This window comes from Aeromonas sp. 600724, from assembly GCF_049175135.1.
Classification (GTDB): domain Bacteria; phylum Pseudomonadota; class Gammaproteobacteria; order Enterobacterales; family Aeromonadaceae; genus Aeromonas; species Aeromonas veronii_A.
On record NZ_JAAKUM010000021.1, the window covers coordinates 1 to 25,355 of the forward strand.

Annotated in this window: 24 protein-coding genes and 1 riboswitch; of the genes, 13 read left to right on the forward strand and 11 right to left on the reverse strand. The window is 59.6% G+C overall.

The genetic code is table 11. The features are described 5' to 3' along the window. The first annotated feature begins 360 nt into the window (after window positions 1–360). The 4 genes from G5168_RS18075 (at window position 361) to G5168_RS18090 (ending at window position 5,457) form a co-directional block, all read left to right on the forward strand. Entirely contained in the window at window positions 361–813 is a 453-nt protein-coding gene (locus tag G5168_RS18075) for a pullulanase (protein WP_031227982.1), read from the forward strand. Between the two features lie 211 nt (window positions 814–1,024). Continuing rightward, window positions 1,025–3,172, forward strand: coding sequence for an adenosylcobalamin-dependent ribonucleoside-diphosphate reductase (locus G5168_RS18080; RefSeq protein WP_227341943.1), 2,148 nt, complete (start codon window positions 1,025–1,027; stop codon window positions 3,170–3,172). A 10-nt stretch (window positions 3,173–3,182) separates the two neighbouring features. Continuing rightward, on the forward strand, window positions 3,183–3,866 hold the full coding sequence (locus G5168_RS18085) for an NrdJb (RefSeq protein ID WP_227341944.1): 684 nt from the start codon (window positions 3,183–3,185) through the stop codon (window positions 3,864–3,866). Window positions 3,867–4,086: 220 nt separating this feature from the next. Next, window positions 4,087–5,457 (forward strand): PhoH family protein, encoded by a 1,371-nt coding sequence (locus tag G5168_RS18090; RefSeq protein ID WP_421252546.1) that lies wholly within the window; start codon window positions 4,087–4,089, stop codon window positions 5,455–5,457. 82 nt (window positions 5,458–5,539) lie between these two features. Here the strand turns inward: G5168_RS18090 and thiQ are convergent, their stop codons facing one another. Genes thiQ through thiB form a run of 3 tightly spaced genes read right to left on the reverse strand, consistent with a single transcriptional unit; the run spans window position 5,540 to window position 8,818 of the window. Then, window positions 5,540–6,235 (reverse strand): thiamine ABC transporter ATP-binding protein, encoded by a 696-nt coding sequence (thiQ, locus tag G5168_RS18095; protein WP_227341946.1) that lies wholly within the window; start codon window positions 6,233–6,235, stop codon window positions 5,540–5,542. Beyond that, window positions 6,222–7,841 carry a thiamine/thiamine pyrophosphate ABC transporter permease gene (thiP, locus tag G5168_RS18100; RefSeq protein ID WP_421252555.1) on the reverse strand — a complete coding sequence of 540 codons (1,620 nt, stop codon included), beginning with the start codon at window positions 7,839–7,841 and terminating at the stop codon, window positions 6,222–6,224. The genes thiQ and thiP overlap by 14 nt, the downstream gene beginning before the upstream one ends. Further along, window positions 7,838–8,818, reverse strand: a complete 981-nt coding sequence (gene thiB, locus G5168_RS18105) for a thiamine ABC transporter substrate binding subunit (RefSeq protein WP_042052491.1) — start codon at window positions 8,816–8,818, stop codon at window positions 7,838–7,840. The genes thiP and thiB overlap by 4 nt, the downstream gene beginning before the upstream one ends. Before the next feature lie 60 nt (window positions 8,819–8,878). Beyond that, window positions 8,879–8,969: riboswitch (TPP riboswitch) on the reverse strand. An 89-nt stretch (window positions 8,970–9,058) separates the two neighbouring features. Between thiB and G5168_RS18110 the strand changes: the two genes are divergently transcribed. Next, window positions 9,059–9,349 (forward strand): PilZ domain-containing protein, encoded by a 291-nt coding sequence (locus G5168_RS18110; RefSeq protein WP_005339160.1) that lies wholly within the window; start codon window positions 9,059–9,061, stop codon window positions 9,347–9,349. A gap of 30 nt (window positions 9,350–9,379) precedes the next feature. Here the strand turns inward: G5168_RS18110 and G5168_RS18115 are convergent, their stop codons facing one another. The 5 genes from G5168_RS18115 to leuA all read right to left on the reverse strand — a co-directional run bounded on the left by G5168_RS18115 (window position 9,380) and on the right by leuA (window position 15,309). Beyond that, window positions 9,380–10,309 carry a hypothetical protein gene (locus G5168_RS18115; RefSeq protein ID WP_042052492.1) on the reverse strand — a complete coding sequence of 310 codons (930 nt, stop codon included), beginning with the start codon at window positions 10,307–10,309 and terminating at the stop codon, window positions 9,380–9,382. Window positions 10,310–10,425: 116 nt separating this feature from the next. Continuing rightward, on the reverse strand, window positions 10,426–11,025 hold the full coding sequence (gene leuD / locus G5168_RS18120; protein ID WP_042052494.1) for a 3-isopropylmalate dehydratase small subunit: 600 nt from the start codon (window positions 11,023–11,025) through the stop codon (window positions 10,426–10,428). Window positions 11,026–11,037: 12 nt separating this feature from the next. Then, complete coding sequence (gene leuC / locus G5168_RS18125) at window positions 11,038–12,435, reverse strand: 3-isopropylmalate dehydratase large subunit (protein ID WP_139399023.1); 1,398 nt, start codon at window positions 12,433–12,435, stop codon at window positions 11,038–11,040. A 33-nt stretch (window positions 12,436–12,468) separates the two neighbouring features. Next, window positions 12,469–13,554: a 3-isopropylmalate dehydrogenase gene (gene leuB / locus G5168_RS18130; protein ID WP_421222431.1), complete on the reverse strand. Its 1,086-nt coding sequence runs from the start codon at window positions 13,552–13,554 to the stop codon at window positions 12,469–12,471. Between the two features lie 192 nt (window positions 13,555–13,746). Then, complete coding sequence (leuA, locus tag G5168_RS18135) at window positions 13,747–15,309, reverse strand: 2-isopropylmalate synthase (RefSeq protein ID WP_058057212.1); 1,563 nt, start codon at window positions 15,307–15,309, stop codon at window positions 13,747–13,749. A 408-nt stretch (window positions 15,310–15,717) separates the two neighbouring features. Between leuA and G5168_RS18140 the strand changes: the two genes are divergently transcribed. The 8 genes from G5168_RS18140 to G5168_RS18175 all read left to right on the forward strand — a co-directional run bounded on the left by G5168_RS18140 (window position 15,718) and on the right by G5168_RS18175 (window position 22,693). Beyond that, window positions 15,718–16,338: a TetR/AcrR family transcriptional regulator gene (locus G5168_RS18140; protein WP_005349170.1), complete on the forward strand. Its 621-nt coding sequence runs from the start codon at window positions 15,718–15,720 to the stop codon at window positions 16,336–16,338. A gap of 126 nt (window positions 16,339–16,464) precedes the next feature. Beyond that, window positions 16,465–16,968, forward strand: a complete 504-nt coding sequence (locus G5168_RS18145; protein WP_421252547.1) for a phosphatase PAP2 family protein — start codon at window positions 16,465–16,467, stop codon at window positions 16,966–16,968. After that, window positions 16,965–18,074 (forward strand): MJ1255/VC2487 family glycosyltransferase, encoded by a 1,110-nt coding sequence (locus G5168_RS18150; RefSeq protein WP_421252548.1) that lies wholly within the window; start codon window positions 16,965–16,967, stop codon window positions 18,072–18,074. The genes G5168_RS18145 and G5168_RS18150 overlap by 4 nt, the downstream gene beginning before the upstream one ends. 37 nt (window positions 18,075–18,111) lie before the next feature. Further along, window positions 18,112–18,264, forward strand: coding sequence for a hypothetical protein (locus G5168_RS18155; protein WP_005339147.1), 153 nt, complete (start codon window positions 18,112–18,114; stop codon window positions 18,262–18,264). Between the two features lie 390 nt (window positions 18,265–18,654). After that, a complete protein-coding gene (locus tag G5168_RS18160; RefSeq protein WP_005339146.1) occupies window positions 18,655–20,373 on the forward strand; it encodes an acetolactate synthase 3 large subunit in 1,719 nt (572 codons plus the stop codon). Further along, window positions 20,373–20,867: an acetolactate synthase small subunit gene (gene ilvN, locus G5168_RS18165; RefSeq protein WP_005311605.1), complete on the forward strand. Its 495-nt coding sequence runs from the start codon at window positions 20,373–20,375 to the stop codon at window positions 20,865–20,867. The genes G5168_RS18160 and ilvN overlap by 1 nt, the downstream gene beginning before the upstream one ends. Window positions 20,868–20,971: 104 nt before the next feature. Further along, window positions 20,972–21,598, forward strand: a complete 627-nt coding sequence (locus G5168_RS18170) for a LysE family translocator (protein WP_421252549.1) — start codon at window positions 20,972–20,974, stop codon at window positions 21,596–21,598. Window positions 21,599–21,733: 135 nt separating this feature from the next. After that, window positions 21,734–22,693 carry a LysR substrate-binding domain-containing protein gene (locus tag G5168_RS18175; protein ID WP_266135450.1) on the forward strand — a complete coding sequence of 320 codons (960 nt, stop codon included), beginning with the start codon at window positions 21,734–21,736 and terminating at the stop codon, window positions 22,691–22,693. An 89-nt stretch (window positions 22,694–22,782) separates the two neighbouring features. Here G5168_RS18175 and G5168_RS18180 read toward each other — a convergent pair whose 3' ends face one another. From G5168_RS18180 to G5168_RS18190, 3 genes are read right to left on the reverse strand one after another with little or no spacing between them, the layout of a single operon-like run. Further along, a complete protein-coding gene (locus G5168_RS18180) occupies window positions 22,783–23,964 on the reverse strand; it encodes a M20 metallopeptidase family protein (RefSeq protein WP_236283346.1) in 1,182 nt (393 codons plus the stop codon). Then, window positions 23,964–24,413: a hypothetical protein gene (locus G5168_RS18185; RefSeq protein ID WP_033114935.1), complete on the reverse strand. Its 450-nt coding sequence runs from the start codon at window positions 24,411–24,413 to the stop codon at window positions 23,964–23,966. The genes G5168_RS18180 and G5168_RS18185 overlap by 1 nt, the downstream gene beginning before the upstream one ends. Further along, the gene (locus G5168_RS18190; RefSeq protein WP_005339140.1) at window positions 24,410–25,228 is read right to left on the reverse strand and encodes a DUF3100 domain-containing protein; all 819 of its coding nucleotides are present in this window, start codon (window positions 25,226–25,228) and stop codon (window positions 24,410–24,412) included. Before G5168_RS18190 ends, G5168_RS18185 begins: the two co-directional genes overlap by 4 nt. Window positions 25,229–25,355 lie beyond the last annotated feature (127 nt).

Sequence of the window (25,355 nt, forward strand, 5' to 3'; positions counted from 1 at the left end):
GCCGAACTCAGAAGTGAAACGCGGTAGCGCCGATGGTAGTGTGGCATTCGCCATGCGAGAGTAGGACACTGCCAGGCGCCCAATACAAGAAACCCCGCTCATCGAGCGGGGTTTTTATTGCCTGCAATTCAGCACGTCACCGGATTATTAGACTTTCCCCTTCTTGTCATTCATTGATTACCCTTCTAAAGCCCCAAAAAGACCTCTTTTTCTGTTCGATATTTGCTCACCAGTTCAAGGTGTTGGATACAAAAAGTACAGAATGTGATGCCTCTACCTTTCTTGTGATACCTACTCTGGTTTAATTCTTCAGTCCACATGGATGGACCAAGGAATCACAATAATTTAAGGAATAGACCCATGTTCAAAAGAACAGTAACGATGATGCTGGCGGCGGGAACCCTGGTATTAGGCGGTTGCGCATCCAATGGTGGTGCAGAGCAGGCTGGGGCAGACAACGGCGATTTCGGTGGCAAGTCCATCTACCTGCGCGGGGAGATGAACGACTGGATGGCCACTGATGAAAGCAAGGTAGTCAAGGTGGCCGACAAGCTCTATATGGCCAAAGGCACCCTCAAGAAAGAGTGGGCCCCCTACAAGTTCAAGTTTGCTGATTCAGGCTGGAGCTGCGGTACCAACTTTGGCTATAAGAGCCCGAGTGATGGTGTTGCCGTGTTGGGTGGTGAGGCGGTGCCGGTCAACCCATGCTCCAAGTATGAGGACATGAAGTTCTCACCAGATGCTGATGGCGTCTACGAGTTCTATCTGAATATGGCGGGTGAAACACCGACCGTTTACGTCAAGAAGCCCTGATCTATCTCTGAGTGTTAAATCTCTCAGCAAATTAATCAGTTAAGTGCCCTGGCCCAGAAATCTGCTGGCCGGGGCATTTTTTTAGGTTAGAATCGGCGCCCTCATGGCATCAGGTGTACTATATGTTGTGCCATTAATTTTAGATGGCACCATTAGTTGTGTTTTCTGCTGTTGTCATGATGTTAATGCATTCACATAAGGTTGATTGAAAATGGCTAAATCGAACCCGGTGCTGGAGAGTGAGCTTGGCTCCCGCCTTATCCCCATGCAGGAAACGTCCCTCGAGATCTGGGATAGCAAGTATCGCCTCAAGAGCAAGGATGGCACTCCCATCGACAGCTCTATCGATGAGACTTACCAGCGGGTAGCCCGTGCGTTGGCAGAGCAGGAGCTGGAACCGGAGGCCTGGTATGAGCCGTTCCTGTGGGCGCTGCGCAATGGTGCTATTCCGGCGGGCCGCATCACCTCCAATGCGGGGGCGTTTGAGCACAAGCCTGCCACTTCAACCATCAACTGTACTGTTTCCGGTACCATCGAAGATTCGATGGACGATATCCTTGGCAAGGTGCACGAGGCCGGTCTGACCCTGAAAGCCGGGTGCGGTATCGGCTATGACTTCTCGACCCTGCGCCCGCGGGGTGCCTTTGTCTCCGGTGCCGGTGCTTACACCTCCGGCCCGCTCTCCTTCATGGATATCTATGACAAGATGTGTTTCACCGTCTCGTCAGCCGGTGGCCGTCGCGGCGCCCAGATGGGCACCATGGATATCCGCCATCCCGATGTGATCGAGTTTATACAGGCCAAGCGTGAAGATGGCCGCCTGCGTCAGTTCAACCTCTCCCTGCTCATCACCGAAGATTTCGTCAAGGCGGTGAAAGAGGATGCCCCCTGGTCGCTGATCTTCCCCTATACCGCCAAAGAGGTGGAGCAGGATGGCATTGCGCTGGACGATCTCGCTCAGGTGCTCTGGGCCGACTGGCCCAACAAGGAAGGGGTTGTATTCAACGAGTTGGGGCAGGTCGCCTGCAAGGTCTACAAGACCATGCCCGCCCGCAAGCTGTGGAATGTCATCATGACCTCCACCTATGACTATGCAGAGCCCGGCTTCATCCTGATCGACAAGGTCAACCAGATGAACAACAACTGGTTCTGTGAAGAGATCCGCGCGACCAACCCCTGTGGTGAGCAGCCGTTGCCGCCCTACGGTGCCTGTCTGCTGGGCTCGGTCAATCTGACCAAGTTTGTGCGCGACCCTTTTACTGAAAACGCGGCATTCGATTGGCAGGCGTTTCGCAAGGTGGTAGCCATCTTTACTCGCATGCTCGACAACGTGGTGGAGATCAACCAACTGCCACTGGCCAAACAGCGCGAGGAGATCACAGCCAAGCGTCGGCATGGCATGGGTTTCCTGGGTCTTGGTTCGACCCTCACCATGCTGCAGATCAAGTACGGCTCTGCGGCATCCGTAGCCTTTACCGAGCAGGTATCCCAGGAGCTGGCGATGACCGGCTGGCAGGAGTCCTTGCGTCTTGCCAAGGAGAAGGGCCCAGCCCCCATCATGGAGCAGGAGTTCGAAGTGACCGGCAAGATGCTGCGTCTGCGCCCGGAAATGGCGGCTGATGGCATCAAGGTGGGCGACAAGGTGAAGGGCAAGGTGCTGCATGCGCGCTACAGCCGCTACATGCAGCAGGTTGCCGAAGTGGATCCTGCGCTGGTCGCCGAGCTGGCCGAAGTGGGTGGGCGTTTCACTCACCACAGCAGTATTGCGCCGACCGGCACCATCTCGCTGTCACTGGCCAACAACGCCAGCAACGGTATCGAGCCGAGCTTTGCCCACCACTACAGCCGCAACGTCATCAAGCCGGGCAAGAAGAGCAAGGAGAGCGTGGATGTCTACTCCTTCGAGCTGCTGGCCTATCGTGAGCTGGTTAATCCGTCCGCCATGCCCTATGCCGATGATGAGGCGAGCCGTCTGCCGGACTACTTCATTACTGCTGATGACATCACCCCGGCGCAGCATGTGGACATTCAGGCTGCGGCCCAGCGCTGGATCGACTCCTCCATCTCCAAGACTGCCAACGTGCCAACCGATTTCCCGTTCGAGCAGTTCAAGGACATCTACATGTATGCCTCGGATTCTGGCCTCAAGGGCTGCACCACCTTCCGCTTCAATCCGGAGGCCTTCCAGGGCGTGCTGGTGAAGGAGAAGGATCTGGAGAACACCCTGTACGATTTCACCCTGGAAGATGGCTCCGTCATCTCCGTCAAGGGGAACGAAGAGATCGAATACGATGGCGAGCTGCATACGGCCGCCAACCTCTACGACGCCTTGAAAGAAGGCTATTACGGTAAATTCTGAGAACGACATTATGGTCAAGAAGATCGACAAGAAAATCGTCGCCTACAAGGTGCGTACCAAGGATGAGCCGCAAGAAGATCTCTCTGTGCAGGATGACGTGGTGCATATGCACGAAACCGTGCTGCGCCCGGAGCGGCTGATGGGCACCACCTACAAGTTGAAGACGCCGGAGCATGTCTCCGAGCACTCACTGTTCATCACCATCAACGACATCATTCTCAACGAGGGCACGGTTCACGAAACTCGCCGTCCGTTCGAGATTTTCATCAACTCAAAGAGCCTGGAGCACTATCAGTGGATCGTGGCGCTAACCCGCATCATCTCGGCGGTATTCCGCAAGGGTGGGGATGTCACCTTCCTGGTGGAGGAGCTGCGCTCGGTGTTTGATCCCAAGGGCGGATACTGGAACAAGGGCAAGTACGTTCCATCGCTGATCGCCGAAATTGGCAACGTGATCGAGAGCCATCTCACCGAGATAGGCATGCTCAAGGCGCCGGGGTTGGACGAGCATCAGCAGGCGTTTCTGGCCGAGAAGCAGGCCGAGTTGAAGGCGGCTCAGGAGGCTGAAGAGCAACAGACTGGCAGTGGTTTCCCGGCCAATGCCGCGCTCTGCTACAAGTGCCACACCAAGGCGCTGGTGCTGAAGGATGGCTGCATGACCTGCCTCAACTGTGGCGACTCCAAGTGCGGCTGACAAACATGCCCAAGTAGTTGAACGATAGAAAAAAGACCGGCCACAGTGCCGGTCTTTGTATTGCTGTTTTTATGCGCAATCAAATCAGGCGGCCAAGTGATTTGTTGCGCGATAGTAAAATCGGGCGTAGCGTTGAGGGTAATAAAACTGTCACGGCCGTGTGGTTTCAATGACATCCGAGATTCACACACGTGGCCCTTCAGTGCCAAGGAGGATGCTTATGGACAATACGGACCGAAAGCTGTTTATCCTGGATACCAACGTTCTGCTTCACGAACCCCTCGCTATCTACTCCTTCAAAGAGCACGACGTGCTCATCCCCATGACGGTGCTGGAAGAGCTCGATAACATCAAGGATCGCCACAAGGATGTCAGCCGCGATGCGCGGGTGGCCATTCGTGCGCTGGAAGATGTGTTCCGCGATGCAACCCCGGATCAGATCACCCAGGGCGTGCCGCTGGCCGGCGAGGCGAGCGGCCATATCTGCATCTTCAGCGATCACCATCTGCCGCAGGATGCCGAGGTGTTTACCGACAAGGAGGCCGACAACCGCATCATCAACGCGGCCCTCTATCTGCAAAAGCACGAGTTGAAGCGTCAGGTGGTGCTGGTCACCAAAGACATCAACATGCGCCTCAAGGCCAAGGGGGCCGGGCTTGCTCACGTTGAAGATTACCGCAGCGACCAGCTGATCGACGATATCCGCCTGCTGGCCAAGGGTTTTCAGGTGGTGCCCGGCAGCTTCTGGGAGCGGGTTGGCAAGTGCGAGAGCGAGACCCACGGCCGCGACACCATCCATGTGATCGATGCCAATCTGCTGGAAGGGGTTCACGTAAACCAGTATCTGGTGGATGAAGAGAATTTCTTCGCCGCCCGGGTGCTCAGCCACGATGGCAGCAAGATCCGCATCAAGGATCTGGGCCGCGAGCGGCTGATGTCCCGCAAGGCGTGGGGTGTCCATCCCAAGAATGTCTATCAGGGGATGGCGCTGGATGCACTGCTCGATCCGCACATCGATCTGGTGATCCTGACCGGCCCGGCGGGTTGCGGCAAAACCTTGCTGGCCATGGCTGCTGCGCTGGAGCTGGTGATTGAGAAGGGCATTTACGAGAAGGTGATCGTCACCCGTAATACCCCGGAAATTGCCGAAAGCATCGGCTTCCTGCCCGGCACCGAAGAGGAGAAGATGATGCCCTGGTTGGCGGCGGTGACCGACACCCTGGAGGTGCTGCACAAGCAGGACGAGAACATGAGCGGCTCGCTCAGCTACATCATGGAGAAGGCCAATATCCAGTTCAAATCGGTCAACTTCATGCGCGGGCGCAGCATCCAGAACACCTTCGTATTGCTGGATGAATGCCAGAACCTGACCGCATCCCAGATCAAGACCATCATCACCCGCTGCGGCGAAGGCACCAAGATCGTCTGCTCCGGTAACCTGGCCCAGATCGACTCCAACTATCTGAGCCCGGTGACCTCGGGTCTCACCTACATCGTCGAGCGTTTCAAGGATTTTGACGGCAGTGCCAACATCTTCCTCAATGGCGTGGTGCGTAGCAGATTGGCATCCTTTGCCGAGGAAAACCTCTGATTTAGCTGACTATCTTCATATGAAAAAGGGAAGCCACTTGGCTTCCCTTTTTTGATCCCGTCACCAGTTCAGTGTCCTTGGGTCACTGTCCAAGGTAGCGCAGCAGCCCCGGGTGGTCGCTATTTTGCAGAATATCCGGCTTGCCTTGCAGGGCGATGCGTCCCTCGTCGACAAACAGCACCTGATCGGCAATCAGCTGGGCATCTTCAGGATTGTGGGAGACCATCAGTACGGTAATGCCTTGCTCGCAGGCTAGCCTCGCCACTTCCGCCAGCATCTCCCGGCGCAGGGCGGGATCGAGGGCAGAGAAGGGCTCATCCAGCAGCAGCAGCGGTTTGCCGCGCACCAGCGCGCGAGCCAGCGCGACCCGCTGCTGCTGGCCGCCGGAGAGCTGCTCCGGCAGACGGTTTAGCATCTCGCCAAGACCAACCCGCTCGGCTGCATCGATCACCTGTGCCCGCTGGGCGGCACTCAGGCGCAGACCCGGGTGCAAGCCGATGGCGATATTGTCGAACACCGACAGGTGCAGGAACAGGTTGTGATCCTGAAACAGGGTGGTGACTGGCCGCTCGGCCGGGCCCAGCGGCAACAGATCTTCGCCATCGAAGCTGAGGCTGCCCGACTCCACCGGCACGAATCCGGCGATCATCCCGAGCAGGGTCGATTTGCCTGCGCCGCTTGGGCCAATCAGCGCGGTGATCTCCCCTTTGGGCAGCTTCGCGCTGAAGCTGACGCGCCAGTCGGGGTAGCTGGTCACCAGCGTATCAATGTTCAGCATGTTTTCCTCCAAGTCCCCGTTCCACCAGCCAGAACAGGGAGAAACAGAGTGTCAGCAGCAGCAGGGCGGTGGCGGCCGCTTCGGTCAGCCGGTAACTGCCGAGCTGCTGGTAGAGCAGCCAGGGCAGGGTGGTGAGCTCCTGGCTGCCAAACATGGCGATGGCACCAAGATCCCCCAGCGAGAGGATCATCGACAGCGCCATCGCCAGTGCCAGCGGACGGCGCAGCAGCGGCCACTCCACCAGCCGCAGGCGATGCAGGCCACGTACCCCCAGGCTGTCCGCCAGCCGGTCATACTGGCGCACCACCAGCTGCATGGGGGCGGAGAGGGTGCGAAGCACATAGGGTAGCGCCATCAGGGCGTTGACCAGCACCACCAGCCAGGGGCCGAGGGCGAACACGTCGGCAAAGGGCATAAACAGGATGAACAGGCCGGTAGAGAGCACCACTGCCGGGATCATCAGGATCACCGAGCCGCTGGCTTCCCACAGGGCGGCAGCCCGTCGCTTGCGAACCCGTACCCGCAGATGACGGCTGGTGAGCAGCAGTGCGCCACCGAGCAGGGTGGCCAAGGCACCGGCTGCCAATGCAATCAACAGCGACTGGCCGCTCGCCTGCCACAGCTTGGCGGAAGTGAGTGCCATCAGCAGGCCGGGGTGGAGGCCGGCGACGACGATGGCCAGCAGCGGCGGCAGAAAGATGGCGAGGCCGATACAGAGCGAGAAGAGATCCACCACGGCCGTGCCCGGCTGATGGCGATCCGGCCGCAGGCAGGGACGACGGGGTGTCACCCTGCTGGCCGGGGTGCTCTGCAGCTTGTGCTGCAGGGCGAGCAGGGCGGCGGTCAGGATCAGCTGAACCAGCGCCAGTCCGCCTGCGGTGGCGAGATCGAAGTCAAAGCGCAGCGCCTGATAGACGGCCACCTCCAGCGTGGTGGATTTCGGCCCGCCTCCCAGCGCCAGCACTGTGGTGAAGCTGGTGAAGCAGAGCATAAAGATGAGGCTGGCCAGCCCCGGCAATATGCCGCGAATAAGAGGCCACTCCAGCAGCCGGAAGATATGGGATGAGCGCATGCCGAGCTGGCTGGCAAGGCGCCAGCTCGATTCGGGGATGCTCTCTATGCTCTGCAGCATCAGGCGTGCCGCCAGCGGCATATTGAAGAAGACGTGGGCCAGCAGGATACCGAACAGGCCGTAGAGATAATTGCCGGGATCCAGCCCCAAGGTGCGCAGCAGCTGCGGCAGCCACCCCTGTTTGCCGTGTACCGCTACTATGCCGAAGATGGCGATGATGACCGGCAGCACCAGCGAGAGGCCAAATAGCTTGATCAGCAGGGTTCGGCCAATGAAACGGCGCCGCGCCAATGCACGGGCCACCGGAATGGCCAGCCCCAGGCTCAGCAAGGTGGAGAGCAGTGCCTGCCCCAGACTGAAGCCCAGCACATGACGCAGATAAGGATCTGCGAACAGGGTGCGGGGTGCCAGCGAACCGGCCTGCCACAGCAGGGCCGCGAGCGGCCCGAGGGATAACAGCAGGATCAACAGGGTGGCTGCACTGCCCGGCAGCCACCAGAGGGGACGAGCCTGTGGTTTCAGATAACGGCTCACTGGGTGACGGCTTGCAGCCACTCGCGGATCCACCCTTTGCGATTGGCGGCCACCTCATCGCTGCTGAAGGCGAGCGGCTTGGCTACAGTGATCATCTGCTCGAAACCTTTTTGCAGTTGGGTATCGATCACCGGATACATCCAGTTGCCGGTCGGGATCTCATTCTGGAAGGCGGGGCTCACCATAAATTGCAGGAACTGGTCAGCCAGCTTCTCCTGTTTGGCGCTCTTCAGCTTGGCGGCCACTTCCACCTGACGGTAGTGGCCCTCTTCAAACGCCGCAGCCTGATACTGGGGCTTGTTCTCGGCAATCAGGTGATAGGCCGGAGAGGTGGTGTAGGAGAGCACCATGTCCGCTTCGCCATCGAGGAACATGCCATAAGCCTCTGACCACCCCTTGGTGACGGTGACCGTCTTTTTGGCAAGCTCGGCCCAGGCGGCAGGCGCCTTGTCGCCGTAGACAGACTTCATCCACAGCATCAGCCCCTGCCCCGGGGTGGAGGTGCGGGGATCCTGATAGATCACCTTGAGGTCGGGACGCTCCACCAGCTCTTTCAGGCTCTTGGGCGGCTGCTTGAGTTTGTCTTTGTCATAGACGAAGGCAAAGTAGCCGTAGTCGTAGGGGACGAAGGTGTCATCCTGCCAGCCACCCGGCACCTTGATGCCATCCAGCTTGGCGGGATGGGGGGCGAACAGACCGCTCTGCTTGGCTTCGCTGATGAGGGCATCGTCGAGCCCCAGCACCAGATCAGCCTTGCTGTGGTTGCCCTCCAGCCGCAGCCGGTTGAGGATGGCGACCCCATCTTCGAGGGGAACCAGATTGAGGGTGCAGCCGCACTCTTTCTCGAAGGCCTGTTTGATCTTGGGCCCCGGACCCCACTCGGCAGTGAAAGAGCTGTAGGTGTAGACGGTGAGGGTGTCAGCGGCGAACACATTGGCCGACAGCAGGCAGGTGGTGACCAGCAGCAGGGTCTTCATGGGTGGCACTCCCTATTACTTGTTAATAACGAGGTGCCAGCGGGTGAGGGCGCAAAAAATGAGCGCCATGCCTCAAATTCCTCCGCCAGCATTATCTGGATCAGGTACACGGGTATAATCTCAGCGGTAAACCGCACCCCGTTTGAGAAACGAACCGCATTGTATTAACGTTCTTTTGGGTAGACCAGCACAATTGTGCAATACCCATGAGATGACGCCCACCCAACAGAGGATGTTCGCGTGCTTACCAATACCAAGGAAAGGCGTGCCTTTGCGCGCATGGTCATCAATGCTCCGGTCACCGTCTATCAGCAGCAGCTGGTGCTGGAGGGGATCTGCCGGGATCTCAGTGCCAACGGCATGGGGATTGCGGTCTCTGAACACCAGCTCGACATCAATCAGCCCATCCGGATCAGTCTTGCCACCAACAACAACCTGTTGCCCCCCTTTGAAGCCCATGCCCGTATTATCCGAGTGCTGGAGGAGGAGAGCGGGTTGCTGCTGGCGGTGGAGTTTCTGCCTCAGGGTTAATCCTCTCTCCTCATCGGCAGAGGGAGGGGGTTAGCCTTTTTCCTGAACCGGTTGCACACTCAACTGCTTGCTATCGACCAGCGTTTTGCTGGTCGAAGCTATTTGGCCCGCAGGCAAGGTGGCGGGGCCTGTGGGTTCGAGCAGCAGGTAGTTTTGCCCCTGCCAGTTGAGGGTCGCATCCCCCGGCTTGGCGGGCAGGTCAACAGCCAGCAGGGCATGGCCGGGGACGAACACCATGGCCTGTTTCAGCTCGGGAAAGAGCTGGGCCAGCATGGCGGCCATCAGGGTTACCTTGCTGTCGCAATCACCCCGGTTCTGTTCCAGTACCTGACGGGGCGGGAGGAAGCCCTTGCCCTGTCTTCCATTCAGGCTGTCGAGCTGCTGATAGGGGATGCTCTGGATAAAGGTGAGCATATGGGCCACGGTTTTCTGGCGCGCTTCTGTTTCGGTACTGCCCTGCTGTTTGAGCTGATCCGCCAGCGGAGCCAGCCCGCTGCGACTCTCCAGCGCGATGCGCACATGATCTTGCTTCACCGCCAGCTGCCCGTCGGGGGTGTTGAAGTACTGGAAGTAGTGTTTGGTCAGCCACGCCTGCTCCTCTTTGCTTCGCTTGGACTGCAGAAAGGCCATCGCCTCGCGTGCCTTGTCCTGATTGCGGCTTTTCAGATGCAGCTCCAGCGAGGGGCGGGAGAGGGTGAACTGCACCTCGGGGTAGTTCTGGCGCACCTCCCGCAGCAATACCTGCAATACCTCCTCCTGCATTCTGGCCGGGCGATAGGCGATGAGAGGCGGCAACTTGCCCTGTTCGAGCCGGTAGGTGAGCTGTTGGGATTTGCCTTCGCTATCCTGCCAGCCGACGCTGATCTGGCCGAGGCTGTTGTTGAAGCTGGTTTGGCTGGCCCCCGCAGGCAGGGCAATCAGCAGGGCACAGAGCAGAGGAATTGCCGTCGGTCTCTTCATCATCCTTTCCTGTGGCACGGGCCAGTTCCGGTGGTCCAAAGTGGGAAGCGTCGCGGACAGTAAAACAGGGAGCCGAAGCTCCCTGTTGATTCTACTCGTTTTTTGCAACTGGCTGATTAAATCCAGCTCGGCTGCTTTGCCTCAAAGGCGCTGATGGCGGCCTCGTGCTGCAGGGTCAGGCCGATGGCATCCAAGCCGTTGAGCAGGCAATAACGGCGGAATTCGTCGATCTCGAAACCGAAGCTGAGGCTACCTGCACGTACCTGATTCGCTTCCAGATCCACTTCGATCTGGATGCCCGGCTGGGCGGCGACCAGCTGGAACAGGGCGTCGACCTCCTCCTCCTTCAGACGCACCGGCACCATGCCGTTGTTGATAGCGTTGCCGTAGAAAATATCGGCAAAGCTCGGGGCTATGATGGTCTTGAAGCCGTAGTCGGCCAGCGCCCAGGGGGCGTGCTCGCGACTCGAGCCGCAGCCGAAGTTCTCCCGCGCCAGCAGGATGCTGGCACCGGCGAATTGCGGCTGGTTGAGTACGAACTCGGGGTTTGGCTGCTGGCCGGCATCGTCCAGAAAGCGCCAGTCGTGGAACAGGTGCTTGCCAAAACCGATGCGGTTGACCTTCTGCAAAAACTGCTTGGGAATGATGGCGTCGGTGTCGACGTTGGCGCTGTCGAGGGGGGCGACGATCCCTTTATGCTGTTTGAATCCTGTCATCGAAATGTCCTCTTACAGTGCGCGAATGTCGGCGAAGCGGCCGGTGACGGCGGCAGCGGCGGCCATGGCCGGGCTGACCAGATGGGTGCGGCCGGCGCGGCCCTGACGCCCTTCGAAGTTGCGGTTGCTGGTGGAGGCGCAGCGCTCTCCCGGTTGCAGCCGGTCGTTGTTCATGGCCAGACACATGGAGCAGCCGGGCAGGCGCCACTCAAAACCGGCCTCGATGAAGATCTTGTCCAGCCCCTCGGCTTCGGCTTGTGCCTTCACCTGCTCGGAGCCAGGCACCACCAGCGCCTGCACGCCAGCGGCCACCTTGCGACCGCGGGCGATGGCGGCGGCAGCACGCAGATCCTCGATGCGGCTGTTGGTGCACGACCCGATAAACACCTTGTCGATGGCGACGTCGGAGAGCTTCTGGCCCGGTTGCAAGTCCATGTAGGCGAGCGCCTTGCGGGCGGACTGCTGCTCCATCAGATCGCTGAAGGATTCCGGTGCCGGAATCGGCTCATTGACGGCAATCACCTGACCCGGATTGGTCCCCCAGGTGACCTGCGGGGCGATATCAGCGGCGTCCAGCACCACTTCGGCATCGAAACGGGCACCTTCATCGCTCTTGAGGCTCTGCCAGTAGGCGATGGCCTGCTCCAGCGCCTCGCCTTTGGGGGCGAACTCCTTGCCGCGAATGTAGTCGATGGTGGTCTGGTCGGGGGCTATCATGCCCGCCTTGGCGCCGAGCTCGATGGCCATGTTGCACACCGTCATCCGCCCTTCCATGGAGAGGCCCGCAATGGCCTCGCCAGCGAACTCCACCACATAGCCGGTACCACCGGCATGGCCGACCTTGCCGATAATGGCCAACACCACGTCCTTGGCACTGATGCCCTCGGCCAGCTTGCCGTTGACCGAAATGCGCATGGTCTTGGCGCGCCCCTGTTTCAGGGTCTGGGTCGCCATCACATGTTCCACTTCGGAAGTGCCGATGCCGAACGCCAGCGAGCCGAAGGCGCCGTGGGTGGCGGTGTGAGAGTCACCGCAGACGATGGTGGTGCCGGGCAGGGTGATGCCGAGCTCGGGGCCCATCACATGGACTATGCCCTGATATTTGTGGTTCAGATCGTAGAGGCGAACCCCGAACTCTTTGCAGTTGTCCGCCAGCGTTTCCATCTGGATGCGGGCCATCTCGCCGGAGGCGGCGATGTCCTTGGTGGTGGTGGAGACGTTGTGATCCATGGTGGCCCAGGTCAGGTCCGGGCGGCGCAGCTGGCGGTTCATGGCGCGCAGGCCGTCGAATGCCTGCGGGCTGGTCACTTCATGTACCAGATGGCGGTCGATGTAGATGAGGGGGGTCTCCCCCTCCACTTCCCGTACCACGTGGGCGTCGAATACTTTCTGATAGAGGGTCTTGGCCATTGCTTCTCTCTTCCTTGTTATCTGTTATGCGGCTCAGATCCGGGCGGCGATCTGGTCGCCCATGGTGGCTGTGCTCTGCACCGGGTGGCGGGCGCTGGCCTGATGCAGGTCGGCGGTGAAGTAACCCTCGGCCAGGGTCTGGGCCACGGCCTGCTCGATGGCTTGAGCTGCGGCTTCCTGGCCCAGGCTGTAACGCAACATCAGGGCGGCGGAGAGGATCTGGGCGATGGGGTTGGCAATCCCTTTGCCGGCGATATCCGGGGCCGAACCACCGGCCGGTTCGAACAGGCCGAAACCCGATTCGTTGAGGCTGGCGGAGGGGAGCAGTCCCATGGAACCGGTGATCATGGCGCACTCGTCGGAGAGGATGTCACCGAACAGGTTGGAGCAGAGCAGCACATCGAACTGGGACGGATCCTTGATGAGCTGCATGGTGGCGTTGTCGATATACATATGGTTGAGGGTTACGTCCGGATAGGACTTGGCGACTTGCGTCACCACCTCGCGCCACAGAATGGAAGAGGCGAGCACATTGGCCTTGTCGATGGAGGTGACCTTGCCACGGCGCACACGAGCCGACTCAAAGGCAATCTTGGCGATGCGCTCAATCTCGAAGCGATGGTACACCTCGGTGTCGAATGCCTTCTCGTTCGCCCCTTCGCCCTCACGCCCCTTGGGCTGGCCGAAGTAGATGCCACCGGTCAGCTCGCGCACGCAGGCGATGTCAAAACCGCGATCGGAGATATCGGCGCGCAGCGGGGAGAACTGCTCCAGACCGGTGTAGATGCGGGCCGGACGCAGGTTGCAGAACAGCTTGAAGTGGGCACGCAGGGGCAGCAGGGCGCCACGCTCAGGCTGATCGTTGGGGGGCAAGTGTTCCCATTTCGGGCCGCCCACCGAGCCAAACAGCACAGCATCGGCCGCTTCACAGCCTTTGATGGTGCTTTGCGGCAGCGGGGTGCCGTGGTTGTCGATGGCAATACCGCCCACGTCATGGCGATCATACTCGAAGGCGAGGCCGAACCTGGCCTGCACCTTCTCCAGCACCTTGACGGCTTCGGCCATCACTTCCGGGCCAATGCCGTCACCCGGCAATACTGCGATCCGATAACTGCTCATACACTCTCCATCCTGATATTGTCTTTGAGATCCCTCTGTCCGGTTTCGCCGACGCTGCGCGCGGTTGCCGGTTCAGACGTTCCCCGTCCTGATGTTGTCATTCCATGCCGTCTGTGTGGCTGCGAGTCCTGCTCAGACGGTTTCCGATTTGATGCTGTCATTCCATTCCGTCTGTTTGGTATCGAGTTCGGCTCAGACGGTTTCTGATTTGATGCTGTTATTGCGTTCCATCTGCTCGGCCACCTGATCGGCGCGCCAGATGCTGTTGATCACATGGAGCAGGGCGTGGGCCGAGGATTCGATGATGTCGGTGGCCAGCCCCATGCCGTGGAATTTGCGCCCCTTGTACTCGGCGACGATATCGACCTGACCGAGGGCATCTTCCCCTTCACCCTTGCTCTTGAGGGCATATTTGTCGATGCGGATCTCATAGCCGGTGATGCGGTTGATGCACTGGTAGACCGCATCCACCGGGCCGTTGCCGGTAGCCGCTTCGCAGATCAGATCCTGTCCCACCTTCAATTTGACCGAGGCGGTGGCCAGTACCGAGCTGCCGCTCTGCACCCCGAGGTACTCCAGTTTGAAGTGCTCGGGCTCTTCGTGGATCTGGCTGAAGAAGGCCAGCGCTTCGAGGTCGTAGTCGAACACCTGCCCCTTCTTGTCGGCCAGGGTCAGGAACTTGCCGTAGAGGTGGTCGAGGTCGTAGCTGCTCTCGGCATAACCCATAGACTCCATCCGGTGCTTGATAACGTGGCGGCCGGAGCGGGAGGTCATGTTGAGGTTGTTCTGGGTCAGGCCAATGCTCTCGGGAGTTATGATTTCGTAGGTATTTTTCGCCTTGAGCACCCCATCCTGATGGATGCCGGAGCTGTGGGAGAAGGCGTTGGCACCGACGATCGCCTTGTTGGGTTGCACCGGCATGTTGCAGAGCTGGCTGACCAGCGTGCTGGTGCGATGAATTTCGCTGTGGCGGATATTGGTTTGTACCCCGAGCAGGTCGGCGCGGGTTTTGAGGATCATCGCCACCTCTTCCAGCGAGCAGTTGCCCGCCCGTTCGCCGATGCCGTTGATGGTGCACTCGATCTGGCGTGCCCCCATCTGCACCGCGCCGATGGAGTTGGCCACCGAGAGCCCCAGATCGTCGTGGCAGTGGACCGAGATGATGGCCTTGTCGATGTTGGGCACCCGGTTGAACAGGGTGTGGATGATGCCGGAGAACTCGGTCGGTACCGTGTAGCCCACGGTATCCGGGATATTGATGGTGCGGGCGCCCGCCTTGATGGCGGCTTCCACCATGCGGCACAGGTTGTCTATCGGGGTGCGGCCGGCATCCTCGCAGGAGAACTCCACGTCATCGGTGTAGCGCAAGGCGTGCTTGATGGCGCCGACCCCCATCTCCAGCACGTCTTCGAAGCTCTTTTTCAGCTTGCTCTCCACATGGATGGAGGAGGTGGAGATAAAGGTGTGGATGCGAAACGCCTCGGCGACCCGCAAGGCTTCACCGGCGGCATCGATATCTTTTGGCAGGGCGCGGGCGAGGGCGCAGACTCGGCTGTTCTTGATGTGGCGGGCGATGGTCTGCACCGATTGAAAATCGCCGGGAGAAGAGACCGGGAAGCCCACCTCCATGACGTCGACACCGAGCCGCTCCAGCGCCTGGGCTATCTGCAGCTTCTCCTTGACTGTCAAACTGGCCGCCAGGGCCTGCTCACCATCACGCAAGGTGGTGTCGAATATGATGACCCGATCTGACATGTGACTTCCCTCTTCCTAAGTTCGGTAACGTGCATCCTGCGGCGGCATAAAAAAACCCGTGCAGGGTGCACGGGTTTTTGTAAATTCCGGCTATGCCTTAGCCCGGCTACAAGGATCCCGCGCGAGTTAACGCGATTAGGGAGATTAGTAGTAGCGGGGTGGCGATACGCATGACGTTGTTATTCCTTCCAGTCGATAACGCTTTTACCAATATCGAGATTTTTATGCTGTGTCAACACGGAAGGTCAGGGGCAATCTGCTGACGTATTTAATCGGATTGTAAAGGATTGCAAATTTCCTTGTCCCATATTCGGCCCATGACCGATTATCTGGTCATTCCTGCTGTGCTCTATTCTCTGCACAACCAGATCGACTTATCAGCATTGGCTGAATTATCTGAGGTGTTAAATGGAAAAACGTAGACCTGGTCGTCCGGTCGGACGTTCTGACATTCGTGACAAGTTACTTGCTGCCGCCCGTGAGCGTTTTCTCAATACTCCCTATAGCAAGGTAACTACACGCGAAATCGCGGAGCTTGCTGGCTCCAATCTGGCAATGATCCACTACTACTTCGGCAGTAAAGAGGGTCTTTACAAGGCGGTGCTGGGCGATGTCGCCGAGCCCCTCGACCATGCCTGGCAAGATGAACACAGCAATCACAGCCTCAACGAGCTGCTCAATACCTACTATCAGGTGATGGCGCCCAACAGCGAGCTGACCTCTGCCATCTCCAGCGCATTGTCGACCGAGAAGAGCCCGGGCCGGGATTTTGTGCTGAACCGCCTGCTGGAACGTCAGCTGCCGCAGTTCGATGCCCTGCTGGAAACCATGAAGTCCAACGGCGAGCTGGGTGACAACCTGGATCCCGACATGCTGAAGATCTCCTTCCTCAGCATGATGTGGCAGCCATTCGTGATGAAAGATCTCTACGAGCAGGTGTTTGGCCTGAAAGTGGATGAGCACTTCATGGCCCGTCTGGCGGACCACAACTGCCGTCTGATGGAGACCGGTCTGCGCGGCAGCCACTGATTTTGCCGTCACATCGAGATTAAAAAGGGCCATTCGGCCCTTTTTTCATAAATCTGTTATCCCTTGTTCAACGTAACGTCATCCAGCTTTCTTACTCTGCAAGCAGAATTCAGGGAAGGAGGGGATATGAACAAGATCCAGCAATGGGACCTGCAGGTGTGCCGGGTCTGCCTGCTTCACGGCTACAACCGGCAGCAGGCGAGGGTGAGTCGTCTCATTTCCCGCACCGGCGATGGCCCGCTTTACGCTGTGCTGGCCGCCCTGCTCTGGTGGCAGGGGGAGGCAGAGCGGGAGCTGGTGCGACTGGCGCTGCTCGCCTTCGCCATCGAACTGCCCCTCTATCTGCTGCTGAAAAACAGCCTGAAACGGCAACGGCCGGTCGGCTTGCCGGTCTTTATCACCCCCTCCGATCGTTACAGCCTCCCCTCCGGCCACACCGCCGCCGCTTTTCTGATGGCCACCATACTGGCCACCGGCTTTCCGTTCTGGGCGCCCCTGCTGTTTGGCTGGGCGGCGCTGGTGGGGGCATCCCGGTTGCTGCTCGGGGTACACTACCTGAGCGATCTGGTTGCCGGTGCCCTGCTGGGTGGCGGTTGCGCCGTGCTGGCGCTCAGCTGGAGCCACTCATGAGGATACTGTTTGGGGTGCAAGGCACCGGCAACGGCCATATCAGTCGCAGTCGCACCCTGGCGCGGGCGCTGCGCACGGCAGGGGTCGAGGTGGATTATCTCTTTAGCGGTCGCCCCGCTGACCGCTACTTCGACATGGAGGAGTTTGGCGCCTACCGCGCCTTTCCCGGCCTCACTTTTGTCAGTCACGAGGGGCGAGTTTCTCCGTGGCGCACCCTGCAAGCCGCATCGCCGCTCACCTTCTGGCGGGATCTGCGGGCTCTCGATTGCAGCGAATACGATCTGGTGGTGAGCGATTTTGAGCCGTTGACCGCCCATGCCGCCCGCCGCTATGGCAAGCCGAGCCTCACCGTCAGCCATCAGGCCAGCTTCAACTGGCCCATCCCGCGCTGGGGGGAGGATGGGGTCAGCCGCCAGCTGATGCGCCACTTTGCTCCTGTGGATCAGCCGCTCGGGCTGCACTGGTTTCACTTCGGTCACCCCTTGCTGCCGCCGGTGATCGACCCCATTGCTACCGCACCGGATAATGGCGAGATCCTGGTCTATCTGCCGTTCGAGCAGACCGAGGCGATCGCCGCCCTGTTGTCGCGCTTTGGTCAGCAACGCTTCGTCTGCTTTCACCCCGCCATTCGCACCCCCAGCCAATGGCGCAACCTGCGCTTCGAGCCGCCGTCGCGGCACGGGTTTATCGCCGTGCTTGCCGGTTGTCGCGGCGTCATCTCCAACGCGGGCTTCGAGCTGGCTTCCGAGGCGCTCACCCTCGGCAAGAAGCTGTTGGTCAAGCCCCTCGGCGGCCAGTTCGAGCAGCAGACCAATGGCAAGACTCTGGAGATGATGGGGCTGGCAACTCTGATGGATGTGCTCGATGCCAATCTGGTGCGTACCTGGCTCGACAGCGCTTCGCCGGGGGCGGTTTGCTACCCCGATGTAGCGGGGGAGCTGGCCCGCTGGCTGGCGGCGGGCGCTGACGAGAGCGTGGCCTCTCTGTCGCGGCGGCTCTGGGCGCGCACCCTGTTTCCGGAGGAGGTGAGTGATCGCCTGAGCGAGCTGGATGGCGGCGACTGTTTATCCAGTTGCTGGTTATCGCAAGTGAGCGTTGTTGACTAGACTGAAAGGCGATCCCACCAAGGAGAGGACGGAGCAAATGCGCTTTACCAATGAAAACGGCGAAGTCATGAACCTGGCTGACAATCTCACCCTGCACGAGTTGCTCGATATGGGTGTCAGCATTTCGGTCAGTGAAGAGACCGATCCGGATCAGCAGATCTGGTTGGCGGAGCCGGATCAGGAGAACTGAGTCATCATTCGGCATCAAGCCCACCGCTGAGCGGTGGGCTTTTTTGTGGCTGTTTTTCCCCTCAGCGGAATGATCCGCTGGCCATTCCCCGACTTCCTTCCCTTTTGTCTCATGGTCGCTACGGCAAGTCATTGAATGTTAATAGCCGGTTGAAATGTATGACTGTTCTGGTCAGATAAAGCCGTGGACAAGCGTTATGAAGCGGGTTAAGTTGGTTTTTCACCCTATTTTCGGGTGAATGACGGAAAAATCCTTTTTTTCTACTGTCGACGGGGCTGAATTGGGCCGATCTGCATTCAGATAACAACAAGAAACGGATCGGGCCGTGCCGGGAAGCACGGCATCGTCGGCGGGATTCGCTAAACGGAGCAAAGCCTGGAGGGCTTTATCATGGAGATGTTATCAGGCGCCCAGATGGTGGTTAGAGCGCTGGAAGATCAGGGAGTTGAGCACGTCTTCGGCTACCCTGGTGGCTCAGTGCTCGACATCTATGACGCTCTCTTCGAAAACGGCAAGATGGAGCATGTCTTAGTGCGGCACGAGCAAGCCGCGGTTCACATGGCTGACGGTTACGCCCGTTCCACCGGCAAGGTGGGAACTGTGCTGGTAACGTCAGGCCCGGGAGCGACCAACTGCATTACCGGTATTGCCACCGCCTATATGGATTCCATTCCGCTGGTGATCCTCTCCGGCCAGGTGCCGACCAGCATGATCGGTGAGGATGCGTTCCAGGAGACCGACATGATCGGTATCTCCCGCCCGGTGGTGAAGCACAGCTTCCTGTGCAAGAAGGCGAGCGATATTCCCGAGGCCATCAAGAAGGCCTACTACATTGCCGCCAGCGGCCGCCCGGGGCCGGTGGTGGTGGATCTGCCCAAAGATGTGCAGAACCCGAAAGAAAAATTCCCCTACCAGTATCCCGAGACGGTCTCCCTGCGCTCCTACAACCCGACCAAGTCTGGCCATAAAGGGCAGATCAAGCGGGCAGCCAAGCTGCTGGTAGAAGCCCAGCGCCCGGTGATGTACGTGGGCGGCGGCGCTATCAATGCCAACGCGGATCATCTGGTGACCAAGCTGGCGGAGCTGCTGAACTTGCCGGTGACCACCACCCTGATGGGGCTGGGGGCTTTCTCCGGTGTCCATCCGCAATTTATCGGCATGCTGGGGATGCACGGCACCTTCGAAGCCAACAAAACCATGCACAACGCGGATCTCATCTTCGCCGTGGGAGCCCGCTTCGATGACCGCGTCACCAACAACGTGGCCAAGTTCTGCCCCAATGCGACCGTGGTTCATATCGATATCGACCCCACCTCTATCTCCAAAACGGTGCAGGCCCATGTGCCCATCGTCGGCTCGGTGGAAACCGTGTTGGAGCAGATGCTGGAAGTGATCCGCGAGTGTGGCTTCGATAACGACAAGGAGGCGCTGGCGGACTGGTGGAGCCAGATCAACCAGTGGCGCTCCCGTCACTGTCTGGCCTACGAAAAGTCGGCTACTCAGATCAAGCCGCAACAGGTTATCGAGACCCTTTACAAAGTGACTCAGGGTCAGGCGTTCGTCGCCTCCGACGTGGGCCAGCACCAGATGTTTGCTGCCCTCTACTACCCGTTTGCCAAACCGCGCCAGTGGATCAACTCAGGGGGCCTCGGCACCATGGGCTTCGGTATTCCGGCCGCCATGGGGGCCCAGTTTGCCAACCCTGATGCGGTGGTCTGCTGCGTCACCGGTGATGGCTCGGTGCAGATGAACATTCAGGAGCTCTCTACCTGCATGCAGTACGGGGTGCCCATCAAGATCATCTCCATCAACAACCGTGCGCTGGGCATGGTCAAGCAGTGGCAGAAGATGTTCTACGGCGGTCGTCACAGCCACTCTTACATGGAGTCCCTGCCGGACTTCGTCAAGCTGGCGGAAGCCTATGGCCATGTCGGCATCGCGGTCAGTGATCCGGCCGAGCTGGAGAGCGCCATGGAGAAGGCCTTCGCCATGAAGGATCGGCTGGTGTTCATGGATATCTCGGTCGACCCGGATGAGCACGTCTATCCGATGCAGATCAAGTTTGGCGCCATGGATGAGATGTGGCTGAGCAAGACGGAGAGAACCTGATGAGACACATCATTTCAGTACTGCTGGAGAACGAATCCGGCGCCCTGAGCCGCGTGGTGGGCCTCTTCTCCCAGCGCGGCTACAACATCGAGACCCTGACGGTGGCACCGACCGAGGATCCCACCCTGTCACGCATGACCATAGTCACCATGGGTGACGAGCGGGTGCTGGAGCAGATCCAGAAGCAGCTGCACAAGCTGGTGGATGTGCTCAAGGTGTGCGACTTGAGCGAAGGGGAGCATATCGAGCGGGAGATCGCGCTGGTCAAGGCGCGCGCCGCCGGTGGTGCCCGTGACGAGCTGAAACGGCTGGCAGATATCTTCCGCGGCCAGATCGTCGACGTCACCCCCGAGCAGTACACGGTGCAGCTGGTGGGTACCAGCGAGAAGCTGGATGCCTTTATCAAGACTGCCGCCCAGACCAACGAGATCATCGAAGTGGTGCGCTCCGGCGTCTGCGGTATCTCGCGGGCGGACAAGGCGCTGCGGCCTTGATGGCTGGCGGGACAGCTGATGACTCGTCAGCTGCCGCAGAGTGAAAGGAAAGAGGGCTCTGCGGAGCCCTCTTTGTTTGGTTTTTCTTTATGATGGGAGGGGTGATGTTCGGTATTCATGATCTTGCTCTGTTTATGGTCTCGGGGCTGCTGATCAACATCATGCCGGGACCCGACTCCCTGCTGGTTATGCTGCGCAGCGGTTCGCAAGGGTGGCGTGCCGGTTCGGTCGCGACGTTGGGCATTGGCACCGGTGTCATGGTGCATGTGCTGGCGGCGGCCCTCGGTCTGTCGGCCCTGCTCAGTGCCTCGGCCGAGCTGTTTGCCCTTATCAAGCTGGTTGGTGCCATCTACCTCATCTATCTGGGGTTCTCTCTGCTGCGCCAGCAGGCAACGGGGGCAATGGAGAGAGGGGCTACTTTACCTGCCCTCTCCTATGGCCAGATTTACCAGCAAGGGGTGCTGACCAATGTGCTCAACCCCAAGGTCGCACTCTTTTTCCTCGCCTTCGTGCCCCAGTTCATCGCGCCGGATGCCCCCGACAAGGCGCTCGCCTTTATTCTGCTCGGTTGCATCTTCAATCTGGGCGGCATCATCTGGTGTCACCTGCTGGTCTTTACTACCGTCTATGCCAGCCACAAGGTACGCTTGTCACAGCGTCTCGGTCGCTGGCTCAACCGGGGCATTGGCACCCTGTTTGTCGGGCTAGGGATCAAGCTCGCCAGCGACTAGCTCGCTGCTTTCTGACCTGAGGCAGATTATCGTGCACCGCGCTGTGGTATGGTCGGCAGTCAGCTGCGGGGCCAGCCCCGCTCCCTCTTTTTCAGGTCAGCCCCACTGGCCGCAGCAGCGAGATCCCTTGCCCAGATGAACATCGCCCGGCTCAAGAACTTTACCGAGATTGTGAAGAACAACTTCAACATCTCGGCGACGGCGGAGAAGCTCTACACCTCCCAGCCAACCCTCAGCAAGCAGATGAAGATGCTGGAAGATGAGCTGGGGCTCGCCCTCTTTACCCGCAAGGGGAAGAATCTGGTCGGCTTGACCAGCGCAGGCGAGCAGGTGATGGAGCTGGCCAAGGGGGTGGTGGCACAGGTGGAGCAGATCAACCAGCTGTCGCTCGGGGAGCAGCTGGCCACCAGCGGGGTGCTGCGTATCGCCACCACCCACACCCAGGCGCGCTACAAGCTGCCAGCGGTGATCACCGAGTTCAGTCGTCGCTACCCTGACGTGGCGATCCAGCTCCATCAGGGGGCGCCTGCCCAACTGGCCCAGATGGTGCAAAGCGGCGATGTAGATATGGCGATCGCCACCGAGTCCATGTATCTGTTCGATGAGCTGGCCGCGGTGCCCTGCTATCGTTGGGGGCGCAGCGTAGTGGTGCCGCACGGTCATCCGCTGATCGACTGCCAGCCGCTCTCGATGGCGGATCTGGCCCGCTATCCCCTCATCACCTATGTGTTCGGCTTTACCGGTCGCTCCAAGATGGACAAGGCTTTCAGCCGCCACGGCCTCTCGCCGAAAACCGTGCTGACCGCCACCGATACCGATGTGATCAAGCACTACGTCCGGCTTGGTATGGGGGTCGGGGTGATCGCCAGCGTGGCCTTCGACGAGGGGGACAGGGAGGATCTGGTGAGCCTCAACATCGACCACCTGATTGCCTCAAGCACCACCCATATCTGTCTGCGCAAACATGCCCACCTGCGCGACTATATGTACGACTTCATCCACCTCTATGCCCCCCATATCAGCCGGGAGACGGTGCAGCTGCACCTTATCAACCAGCCGCCCGCCGTCAATATGGTGGAGTTGCCGTGGCTCTAGCCGCGGGGTGTCTGCCGCGTACAGAGCAAAAATACTGAGATAAAAAAGAGAGGCCTTGGCCTCTCTTCTGGTTTTATCGGTATGCGGGATTAAGCGCTGCGGGTCGCCAGATTGATAAAGATCTGGGCTCCGACCAGCAGGCAGTCGTCATCGAGGTAGTAGGGGTTGGCATGCAGGTAGTTGCAGATCCCCTTGGCCTGACAGCCGCTGCCGAGGAAGAACATGGCCCCCTTGCGGCCACGGCAGGCGTTGACCATGTAGCTGAAATCCTCGCTGCCGGTCATCGGCTGACCCTGAGCGTTGATCCCCTCGGAGGGCAATACGTCGGCGGCCGCTTGCAGCAGACGGGCGCAGGCATCGGCGTGGTTCTCGACCGCCGGATACCCGGCATAGACCATTTTGGTCTTGAAGCCGCGAAGTTCGCTCTGGGCCACGATCTCCTTGAAGCTGTTCTTCAGGATCTGGTCGGTCTCGGCATCCATGGCACGGATGGTGCCGCGCGCCTGCACATGGTCGGCGATGGCGTTGGGGATGGTGCCGCCGTTGATCATGCCGCAGCCAAACACCGCCGGGCTGAACGGGCTGGTGCGCTTGGCGACGATGTAGTCCATGTCCTCGATGATCCGCACCGCTTCACGGATGGCATCCAGCCCCTTGTGGGGGGTGGAGCCGTGGGCGGAGATACCGTGCACATCCAGCGTCCAGGCAGAGCCCCAGGAGGACATGACACCGTGGTTGAACTTGATGGTGCCGGTTTCCATGGCGCCGTCGTTATGGAGGGCATAGACCTCGTCCACCCCCTTCATGCAGCCCAGTTCGACCATCTTCTCGGCGCCCGGCACCCGCATATCCTCTTCCGCCATCTGGAAGATAAAGCGGACGTTGTACAGCAGGCGATCGCGGTTGGCGGCCAGAAACTTGGCCGCGGTCAGGGCGATCGCCATATGGGAGTCGTGACCACAGTTGTGAGCCATTCCCTCGTGGGTCGACTTGAACGCAACGTCGCTCATGTCGTGCATCTCGAGGCCATCCATGTCGGCCCGGAAGGCGATGGTCGGCAGCACAGGATCAACCACCAGATCGCCGTGAAAACCGGTGAAGCCTGGGTAGTCGGTGAGGCGGTAGCCAAAGCCTGCCATCAGCTCGCGGCAGTAGGCCGAGGTCTTGAACTCGACGCCGGAGGCTTCCGGAATGGTGTGCAGATGGTGGCGCACTTCCTGACTGAAGTCGCGCAGGGCCAGCAGGGCCGGTTCAATGTGGATGTTGTTCATCAGATGATCCCTTGAATGGAGAAGCCGAGCTGGGCCACCAGCGAGGCGCCGAAGAAGCAGCAGGTGGAGACGATCATGAAGATCAGGATCACTTTCCAGGACATCTTCTTCAGCTCTTCCAGCTGACCGCCCACCGAGAGACCGGCGAAGGCCAGCAGCGGTACGCAGCAGGAGAGGAAGGAGATCTTGGCTACGGCGTCAATGAAGAGGCCGCGCACCGGGGTCTCCGGCAGGCAGATGAGAATGCCGATGATGGTGGCATAGGCAAACGCCGGCAGGGAGGAGGGCAGATAGCGCTTGGCAATCAGCGAAGCGAACACCACCAGCGACATGGCGATGAAGCTGTCACCCATCAGCCAGAGCGGGGTGCCGGTGGTCAGGGTCTGGGTGAACATGGCCAGCAGGATCGCCAGAAAGACAAACCGCATATCCATTACGATGCTTTTCATGCTTTCTCTCCTTTGGCAGTCAGGGCATAGATTTTTTCAGCGAGCGGCAGACCCAGATAGGTGAGGGAGAGAGCGCCGAGGGCAGATGAGAGCAGGTTCGAGGCTGCCGCGATACTCAACACCTGCTGAGCCAGCGCTTCGTCGAGACCGTTGATCAGGGCGCCGGAGGCGGCACTCAGCATGGAGCCTGAGCCCACACCGGAGCCGGCAGCCAGCGCCAGCGGGTGCAGGCCGGTGAGCGGGGCGATACTGCCCAGCACGCTGAACCAGAGGGTGCCGATCACGGAGCCGCACAGGTAGATTGCGAGCACGCCGATGTACTCCTGGGAGCCGGTGCCGAACTTGCCCTGAATTACCGCAACGGACGGCTCGCGACTGATGGAGGAGCAGGCCCCGATGGCGCGGCGGCCAAAGCCGAACTTCACTGCCAGCGGAATGGCGATCAGGATTGGCAGCAGGTTGCCAATCTCCTGCAGGAACAGCGGCACGCCGACGCTCAGGATCATCTTCAGGTTGGGGATGATCATCCCCGCGTACTGGGTGCCCAGGATCAGCAGGCTGAAGCCCACCATCTTGCCGCAGAAGCCCTCTTCTTTCTCGGTGAAGAGCTGCTTCCAGCCGGGTATGCGATCCTTGACCGGTTTGGCGGAGACAATCATGCCGATGATGACGGCAAAGAGCATCGGCAGGATCGGGATGATGGCGATGCCGATCTTGATCTCCTGTTTGCCTATCAGGTACTGGGCCACAAAGATCAGCATGGCGGTTGCCAATATGCTGACCGTGACCGTCTTGAGGGGGCTGGTTTGCTGCATAGTTTTTTCTCTTGTTATTCCCATGTGTGGCCATCGTCAGGATTGTCCAGACCGATGATGGGGGCATCATAGGGAGCTAAGAGGGGCAGGTATGTGACCTTCATCAAGCTGGCCATATGGCATTTTT

Bases quoted from the DNA above. Each gene is read 5' to 3' on its own strand.
- G5168_RS18075 (WP_031227982.1), top strand. From the start codon at position 361: ATGTTCAAAAGAACAGTAACGATGATGCTGGCGGCGGGAACCCTGGTA.
- G5168_RS18080 (WP_227341943.1), top strand. From the start codon at position 1,025: ATGGCTAAATCGAACCCGGTGCTGGAGAGTGAGCTTGGCTCCCGCCTT.
- G5168_RS18085 (WP_227341944.1), top strand. From the start codon at position 3,183: ATGGTCAAGAAGATCGACAAGAAAATCGTCGCCTACAAGGTGCGTACC.
- G5168_RS18090 (WP_421252546.1), top strand. From the start codon at position 4,087: ATGGACAATACGGACCGAAAGCTGTTTATCCTGGATACCAACGTTCTG.
- thiQ (WP_227341946.1), bottom strand. From the start codon at position 6,235: ATGCTGAACATTGATACGCTGGTGACCAGCTACCCCGACTGGCGCGTC.
- thiB (WP_042052491.1), bottom strand. From the start codon at position 8,818: ATGAAGACCCTGCTGCTGGTCACCACCTGCCTGCTGTCGGCCAATGTG.
- G5168_RS18115 (WP_042052492.1), bottom strand. From the start codon at position 10,309: ATGAAGAGACCGACGGCAATTCCTCTGCTCTGTGCCCTGCTGATTGCC.
- leuD (WP_042052494.1), bottom strand. From the start codon at position 11,025: ATGACAGGATTCAAACAGCATAAAGGGATCGTCGCCCCCCTCGACAGC.
- leuC (WP_139399023.1), bottom strand. From the start codon at position 12,435: ATGGCCAAGACCCTCTATCAGAAAGTATTCGACGCCCACGTGGTACGG.
- leuB (WP_421222431.1), bottom strand. From the start codon at position 13,554: ATGAGCAGTTATCGGATCGCAGTATTGCCGGGTGACGGCATTGGCCCG.
- leuA (WP_058057212.1), bottom strand. From the start codon at position 15,309: ATGTCAGATCGGGTCATCATATTCGACACCACCTTGCGTGATGGTGAG.
- G5168_RS18140 (WP_005349170.1), top strand. From the start codon at position 15,718: ATGGAAAAACGTAGACCTGGTCGTCCGGTCGGACGTTCTGACATTCGT.
- G5168_RS18145 (WP_421252547.1), top strand. From the start codon at position 16,465: ATGAACAAGATCCAGCAATGGGACCTGCAGGTGTGCCGGGTCTGCCTG.
- G5168_RS18150 (WP_421252548.1), top strand. From the start codon at position 16,965: ATGAGGATACTGTTTGGGGTGCAAGGCACCGGCAACGGCCATATCAGT.
- G5168_RS18155 (WP_005339147.1), top strand. From the start codon at position 18,112: ATGCGCTTTACCAATGAAAACGGCGAAGTCATGAACCTGGCTGACAAT.
- G5168_RS18160 (WP_005339146.1), top strand. From the start codon at position 18,655: ATGGAGATGTTATCAGGCGCCCAGATGGTGGTTAGAGCGCTGGAAGAT.
- ilvN (WP_005311605.1), top strand. From the start codon at position 20,373: ATGAGACACATCATTTCAGTACTGCTGGAGAACGAATCCGGCGCCCTG.
- G5168_RS18170 (WP_421252549.1), top strand. From the start codon at position 20,972: ATGTTCGGTATTCATGATCTTGCTCTGTTTATGGTCTCGGGGCTGCTG.
- G5168_RS18175 (WP_266135450.1), top strand. From the start codon at position 21,734: ATGAACATCGCCCGGCTCAAGAACTTTACCGAGATTGTGAAGAACAAC.
- G5168_RS18180 (WP_236283346.1), bottom strand. From the start codon at position 23,964: ATGAACAACATCCACATTGAACCGGCCCTGCTGGCCCTGCGCGACTTC.
- G5168_RS18185 (WP_033114935.1), bottom strand. From the start codon at position 24,413: ATGAAAAGCATCGTAATGGATATGCGGTTTGTCTTTCTGGCGATCCTG.
- G5168_RS18190 (WP_005339140.1), bottom strand. From the start codon at position 25,228: ATGCAGCAAACCAGCCCCCTCAAGACGGTCACGGTCAGCATATTGGCA.